Below are 7,645 nucleotides of genomic sequence, written 5' to 3'. Positions count from 1 at the left end.
CCCGCCACCCGCCCGCGTCCGCCGCCGCGTCGACGGGGGCGGAAACCGGTGATGGGCCGTTGGTCACCGCGCCCGCTCAGGCGCTCATCGACGAGCTGGGCGTCGACCCGGAGCGGGTGCGCGCGCTCGCGGTGAAGGTGGTGCGCCGCGCCGACGTCGAACGCCTGGCCGCCGCGGCCCCGACGCGCCAGGAGAGTCCTCCCGGCGGCACCGAGCAGATCGACCGAGGCACCCGCGTCACGCCTGGGAACGACGGCGCGGCCGGGCCGGGCAGCGGCAGGAGCCCGCGGTCGTTGAGCGCGAACCAGCGGGCCGTGGGCAGGGCCGTGAGCCTCTCGCACCAGACGGTGCCCGCCGCGTACACCGCCGTCAAGGTGGACGTGGGGCACGCCGTCGCCGCGGCGCGCGACCTCACGCGGCGGCTGCGCAGGCTGGTCGGCCTGCCCGACCTGCTCATCTCCGCCGTCGCCCGCCTGCACCGCGACTTCCCGCTGTTCTTCGCGGCCCTCGTCGACGAAGGCACGGCGAGCGTGCCCGAGTCGCCGCACGTGGGCGTCACGATCGATCTCGGCGCAGGGCTCTACGTCCCCGTCATCCGGGACGCCGGCACGAAGTCCGTGGCCGAGATCGCCGGTGAGCTGGCGGAGTACCGGAGACTGGCCCAGCGCGGCGGGTTCAGGGAGGAGCAGCTCGCGGGCGGCACCATCGTGGTCACCCTGCACCACGACGCCGGCATCGTCATGGCCGTCCCGATCATCTTTCCCGGCCAGGCGTGCGCCGTCGCCCTCACCTCCCCGCAGCGGGAGGGGGAGCGTACGGTGGCGGTGGTCGGCCTCTCGTACGACCACCGCCTGATCAACGGCCGGGACGCCGTGCTCTTCCTCCAGGCGCTGAAGGAGACGTTAGAGGGGACGCCGTCCGAGGGCCTGTAGGCCCACCAGGTCGTCGGGCAGCGCGTCGGCGCCCCCGTCGACCAGCGACGGCAGCCGGGAACGCAGGGCGACCAGCGCCACCACCGCCATCGCCAGCGCGAACAGCACGTACATCAGCCCGACGCCGCGCCCCTCCCCGGTGCCGACCAGCACGCCCGCCGTGGACGCGAGCGGCCCGTCCGGGGCCACGAGCGGATCGAACACCGCCGCCCCGTACGGCGCCACGAGCCCGAACCCGATCGGCAGCGTCGACCAGGCGATGAGCGTGTTCAGCGCGAACACCCGTCCGTGGAAGCGCTGCGGCACCTTCACCTGCACGATGGTCGCGTAGATGCCGTTGAGCAGCGTCAGCCACAACGACATGCCGAACGCGCCGACGCCGATCGTCACGAGATCCGCCCGCAGCCCGGTGACGAGGCAGAACGCCGCCAGCGCGAGCGTGCACCAGAGCACCGCGCGCATCCGGTGCCGCCCCGGCCCGCCCCACACCGTCATCGACAGGCCGCCGATCAGCACCCCCAGCCCTGACAGGAAGGAGATGCGTCCCACGTCCTGCAGGTCGGCGAACGAGAGCACCAGCGGCGAGAGCATGAGGAAGAGCGGCGACAGGAAGATGTTCAGCGCCGCGAAGAACAGCAACATCCGCCGGAAACCGTGGTGGCCCCAGGAATAGCGGAACCCGGCGACCAGTTCGGCCACGACCGGCTCCTTGCGCCGCCACGCCAGCCTCGCGGGGAAACGCACCAGCGACGTCACCACGATCGCGAACACGTACCCCACGACGTCGAGGATGAGGATGCCCTCCAGCCCGATGACGGCCATCAGCCCGACGGCCGCCAGCGGCACGAGCAGCTGCGTCATGCCGCCGGCCATCTGCACGATGCCGTTCGCGTGGCCGAGGTGGCGCTTGGGGACGAGCTGCGGGATCGCGGAGCTGTACGCGAGGCGCTGGAACGTGAGCGCCACCGACAGCACCGCCAGCAGCGGGTAGACGTGCCAGGTCTGCAGGTTGCCCGTCCACAGCAGGACGCCCAGCATGAGCTGGGTGCCCATGGCCGCGAAGTCGCCGGCGAGCATGACGGTGCGGCGGTCTTTCCTGTCGACCACGGCGCCCGCCAGCGGCGCCACCAGCATCCCCGGCACCAGGCCGACGACGGCGAGCAGGGCGAACTGGGCGAGGGAGCCGGTCGTCATGTAGATCCAGAGCGGGACGGCGAACTCGGTCAGGGCGGAACCCATGATCGAGATGAGCTGCCCGCTCACGACGCCGAGGAAGCGGCGCATGCTCGGCTCCGGCGCGGCCTGCTCAGGGGCCGGTACGGGCCCGGGGCCGGCCTCCGTCTTGGACACCTCGCGCAGGCGCCAGCTGGGCCCCGACGCCTCACCTCCCGAGGTCACCGCCTCGTGGACGCCGGTGACGATCTCGGCGAGCTCCTGCGCCCGATATTTCACGAAGAAGTGGCCGGCTTCGTCCAGCTCCACCACGGCCGTCACCGGCGCCAGGAAGTGCCACTCCCTGAACCGTTCCTCGAAGTACTCGGTCGCCGGGTCCCGCTCACCGGCCACGCTGATGATCGGCGCCCGCAGCGGCGACACGGAGCTCCGGAACAGCCCGGTGAAGTACTCCTCGGCCGCCTCCGTGTCCTCGCGCATGTTCCTGATGATGTGCCGCGCCTGCCCCGGGTCGAGGTCGCTCATGTCGAGCCCCATCGACGTCAGCCAGTTGGCGTAGCTGCGGTCGCTGCGCATGTACTCGCGCCTGGCCAGCCGCGACAACGCCGCCAGCACCGGATTGCCCGGCCGGGCGAACGGGAAGATGGCCCCGATGTAGATCGCTTCGAGCGGCCGCCCGGCCTCCTCCAGCCGCCGCGCGATGGCCACGGTCAGCGCCGAACCGACCCCGCAGTGGCCGTACAGGGCCAGCGGGCCGCGTACCTTCCGCAGGATCTCCTCCACGCAGCGCTCCGCCACCTCCTCCAGCGGCTGCGGGTCCTCGTCGAGCCCCACGTCATGCCCGGGGATGGACACCGCCCACAGCGCGTGCGTGACAGGCAGGGCGTCGGCCAGCGGCTGGTACGCCACCGCGGCGCCCCCGCCGTACGGGACGCACACGTACGTGAGGTCGGCGCGCCCGTCCCGGCGCGGCGTCAGCTCGTGCAGGAGGGGACGCGGCCCGGTGGCGCCGCCGTCGGCGTGGGCGGCCAGCTCCCTGACCGTCGGGTGCTTGAACAGGTCCACCACCGCGACCGGCGCCGACCCCGGCGGCAGCTCCCGGCGTAACCGCGCCACCACCTTGATGGCGAGCAGCGAATGCCCGCCGGCGTCGAAGAAGTCGTCGTCGACGCCGAAGCCGGTGCTGAGGCCGGCGCCGCCGAGCACGTCCGCCCAGACGGCGCTCACCAGGCGCTCGGTGTCGGTGCTCGGCTCGGCCCGCGCGCCGCCCGCCTCGGGGGCGGCGGACGGCGATGGCAGGCGGCGGCGGTCCACCTTGCCGTTGGCCGTCAGGGGCAGCCGGTCGAGCGGGACGAAACGGGCGGGGATCATGTACGCGGGCAGCGTCCCGGCCAGGTGCGCCCGCAGCCGCACCGGGTCGGCGCCGGCCCCGACCACGTACGCGACGAGTTGCGCCCCCGTGCCCTCACCGTCGGTGGTCACCACGCACTCGGCGACGTCCGGGTGCCGGGCGAGGTGCGTCTCGATCTCGCCGAGTTCGATCCGGTAGCCACGGATCTTGACCTGGGCGTCGGCCCGGCCGAGGAACTCGATGGTGCCGTCGCCGGTGTAGCGGCCGAGGTCGCCGGTCCGGTAGAGGCGCTCGCCGGTGTACGGGTTCGTGACGAAGGAGGCGGCCGTCCTGTCCGGGTCGCGCCAGTAGCCGGTGGCGACGCCCGCGCCGCCGATGTACAGCTCGCCGGGCACGCCCACCGGGACGTCGCGCAGGCCGGGACTGAGGATGTGGAAGGTCTGGTTGGCCAGCGGACGGCCGTACGGGATGGACGTCCACGCCGGGTCGACCGCGCCGATCGGGTAGGAGATGGACCAGATCGAGCCCTCCGTGGCACCGCCCAGGCTGACGACCTCGGCGTCAGGGGCGAGGGCGCGGATGCGGTCCGGCAGGGTCAGCGGGATCCAGTCGCCCGACAGCAGCACCAGCCGCAGCGAGCCGAGGTCGGTGCCTTCGTGCTCGGCGTGGTCGACGAGCAGCTCCATCAGGGCGGGCACGGAGTTCCAGACGGTGACGCCCTCCCGGGCGACCAGATCGGCCCAGGCGGCGGGGTCCTTGTCGCCCGACGGGTCACCCATCACGAGGGTGGCCCCCGCGGCGAGGGCGCCGTAGATGTCGTACACGGACAGATCGAAGCTGAGCGCCGACAGGGCGAGAAACCGGTCGGCGGGGCCGATCCTGTAGCGGTGGTTGAGGTCGCGCACGGTGTTGACGGCGGCCCGGTGCTCGATCATCACGCCCTTGGGCGTGCCGGTCGAGCCCGAAGTGAAGATCACGTACGCGAGGTCGCCGGGCGTGGCGGGGCTCTCCTGAGCGGCGCCGGCGGAGTCCGGGACGGTGAGCCGGGTCAGGCCGTCCGGCCAGGCCAGGTCGAGCCACGGCTGGGTGACCGCGAGCTCGCACCCGCCCCGTTCGATGAGCTCGAAACGCCGCTGATCGGGCAGGTCGGCGTCGACCGGCAGGTACGCGGCCCCGGCCAGGTTGATCGCCAGGACGGCGGCGACCTGCTCCCAGCCGCGCTCCATCACCACGGCGACGAGCAGCCCTGGGGCGGCGCCCGCGCGTACCAGCTCGACGGCCAGCGCGCGGGCCCGCCCGAGCAGCTCGGCGTACGTGAGCGCGCCGCCGGGATGCACCACGGCGACGGCGCCGGAGTCGCGGACCGGGCCGGGCAGCAGGCCGGGCGGGCCCAGGTCGGCGGTGGTGTCGTTCCAGCGCCGCCGCTCCTCCCGCTCGGCGGCCGTGAGCAGGTCCAGCTCCGCCACCGGCGTCTCGGGGGCGCCGGCCACCTGCTCCAGCAACGTCGCCAGGTGCCTCGCCATGCGCTCGATCCGCCCGGCCGAGAACAGCGCGGTGTTGTAGACGAACAGGAACGAGCCGTCGCCTCCGGTGTAGAGCTCCAGGTCGAACCGGGTCGCCCAGCGTCCCGGCTCGAACCCCTCCAGCATCAGGGCCCCAGGCTCCGGCTCGCCGCCGTAGTTCTGCATGGCGAGGATCACCTGGAACACCGGCGAGCGCGACGGCTCCCGCGCCACGTTCAGCTCCGACACCAGCCGCTCGAACGGCACCTCCTGGTGCGAGTACGCGTCCGCGGCCGTCTCACGCACCCGGCGCAGCAGCTCCGCGAAAGTCGGCTCGCCCGACAGGTCGACCCGCATCGCCAGCATGTTGACGAAGCACCCGATCAGCCCGTCCAGCTCCGGCACCGGCCGGCCGGCGACGGGGGAGCCGATCGTCACGTCCCGCCGGCCCGCGTACCGGCCGAGCAGCACCGCGAACGCCGCCAGCAGCACCATGTACGGGGTGGCGCCGTGCTCGCGCCCCACCCGGTCGAGCCGCCCCGCCAGCTCCGCGCCGACGGAGAAGTGGTGCGCGGCCCCCGCGTGGGTCAGCTCGGGAGGGCGCGGCGCGTCCGTGGGCAACTCCAGCGGCTCCAGCCCGGCCAGCCGCTCCCGCCAGTACTCCACGTCGCCGCCCGGCCGGTCCCGCTGCCAGGCGGCGAAGTCCCCGTAGCCCACGGGCAGGTCGGGCACCGGCTCGCCGCCGCAGAGCGCCACGAGCTCGCGCAGCAGCACGTTCGCCGACCAGCCGTCGGCCGCGATGTGGTGCACGGCGATGGCCAGCACGTGGTCGCCGGGGGCGAGCCGTACCAGCAGCGCCCTGATGACCGGCCCTGAGGCCAGGTCGAACGGCTCGGCCAGGAACGGGCCCACCAGCGCCCTGGCCGCCTCCGCCGACTCCGCTTCCGCCACGGCCACGGGCACCGCCGCCTCCTGCGGGACCAGCACCGACGGCTGTCCGTCAGGGCCCGTGGGGAACGTGGTGCGCAGCGGCTCATGCCGGGCCGCGATCCGCTCCAGCGCCGCCGCCAGCGTGTCCTCGGTGAGCGAACCGCGTACCCGCCGCACCAGGGGGATGGTGTGCGCCGGGCTGCCGGGCGCGTACTGCTCCATGAACCACAGCCGCTCCTGCGCGTACGACAGCGGCGGCGCCTGGCCCGGCGGCAGCACGGGGATCGACGGCCGGGCCTCCTGCGCCGGGCCCCGTCTGCGCAGCCGCTGCGTCAGCAGCGCCCGCTGCGCCTCGCTCAGCTCCGTCACGAGCCCTCCCGATCCAGCAGGCTCCTCGCCTGCTCGTCGGACAACACCGCCACCTCGGCGGCCAGCGCCTCCTCGACGGCGACCGCCAAGCCGGCCACCGTACGGCGGTCGAAGAGGGTACGGATCGGCAGGTCCACGCCCGCCAGGGCGCGCAGCCTGGCCGCCACCCTGATCGCGAGCAGCGAGTGGCCGCCCAGCGCGAAGAAGTCGTCGAAGGCGCCGATCCCGTCCGCGCCGAGCACCTCCGCCCACACGTCCGCCACCAGTTCCTCCGCGTCGGTACGGGGCTGCACGCAGCCGCCCACGGCGGGGCCCGGCGGGGGCAGCGCACGCCGGTCAACCTTGCCGTTGCGGGTGAGGGGAAGGGCCTCCAGCACGACCCAGTGAGTGGGGACGAGGTACGGGGGAAGCCTCGTGGCGACGTAGGCGGTGGGGTCGTGTGTGGTGGGGTCGTGCGCGGCGAGGTTGCGCGTGATGGGTTCGTGCGTGGCGGCTTCGTGCGCGGCCGGGGAGGAGCCGTTCTTGGCGGGGACGACGTAGGCGACGAGGTCGCCGTCCTTGGCGAGCACGGCGGCCTCGCGGACGTCCGGGTGGCCGAGGAGGCACTGTTCGACCTCGCCCGGCTCGATCCGGAACCCGCGCACCTTCACCTGGTCGTCCAGCCGCCCGAGGAACTCCAGTTGCCCGTCCCGCCGCAACCGCACCCGGTCGCCCGTCCTGAAGACGCGACCGTCCGGCCCGGACACGAACCGCGGGTCGGGCCCACCGAGGTACCCGCGGGCCACACCTGGACCGCCGACGTGCAGCTCGCCCGGCGCGCCGGGGGGCACCGGGCTTCCGTACGCGTCGAGCACCTTGGCCGTGGTCGCGCGGACCGGGCGGCCGATGGGCGGGTGCGGATCGCCATCGCGCAGCTCGGCCGCCGTCGCGATGATCGTCGTCTCGGTCGGCCCGTACGTGTTGACCAGCCTCACCCGGTCACCGAACCGCTCACGCCAGCGCGCCACCGCTCCGGCCCGCACCTGCTCGCCGCCGAGGATCACCAGGCGCAGGCGCTCGGGCCAGGCGACGTCGTCGATCATGCCCACCAGGTGGTGGAAGTAGGCGGTCGGCAGGTCGAGCACGGTGATGTCGGGCCGCCGGGCCAGCAGCTCGGGCAGGGCGGCACCGCCACCGGGCAGCAACTCGACCGTGGCGCCCGCTGCCAGCGCCGGGTAGATCTCCTCCGCGTGCGTGTCGAAACCGAGCGCGGCCAGCTGGACCACGCGGTCGCCGGGACGCAACCCGTAGACGGCCCGCATCCACCGGACCCGCTCGGCAAGCCCGGCATGCTCGATCACGACGCCCTTCGGCGCACCGGTCGAGCCGGAGGTGTGCAGCACGTACGC

At 73.9% G+C, this 7,645-nt stretch carries 3 protein-coding genes; 1 reads left to right on the top strand and 2 read right to left on the bottom strand.

The features are described from left to right. Nucleotides 1-932, top strand: a 932-nt coding sequence (locus tag GUY59_RS44970) for a 2-oxo acid dehydrogenase subunit E2 (RefSeq protein ID WP_236668120.1), incomplete at its 5' end; no start/stop codon positions are given. On the opposite strand, the gene GUY59_RS44965 is transcribed toward GUY59_RS44970, so the two are convergent. Together GUY59_RS44965 and GUY59_RS44960 are read right to left on the bottom strand one after the other, a co-directional pair. Then, nucleotides 903-6,257: a non-ribosomal peptide synthetase/MFS transporter gene (locus GUY59_RS44965; RefSeq protein WP_138206861.1), complete on the bottom strand. Its 5,355-nt coding sequence runs from the start codon at nucleotides 6,255-6,257 to the stop codon at nucleotides 903-905. The genes GUY59_RS44970 and GUY59_RS44965 overlap by 30 nt on opposite strands. Beyond that, a partial coding sequence (locus tag GUY59_RS44960; RefSeq protein ID WP_161715059.1) for a non-ribosomal peptide synthetase occupies nucleotides 6,254-7,645 on the bottom strand: 1,392 nt, incomplete at its 5' end. The genes GUY59_RS44965 and GUY59_RS44960, both read right to left, overlap by 4 nt.

It is taken from the genome of Nonomuraea sp. K271 (assembly GCF_009908215.1).
In the GTDB taxonomy this organism is placed as follows: Bacteria; Actinomycetota; Actinomycetes; order Streptosporangiales; family Streptosporangiaceae; genus Nonomuraea; species Nonomuraea longispora.
Note: the sequence above shows the minus strand (reverse complement) of the source record. Positions and strands in the feature narration are given on the sequence as shown.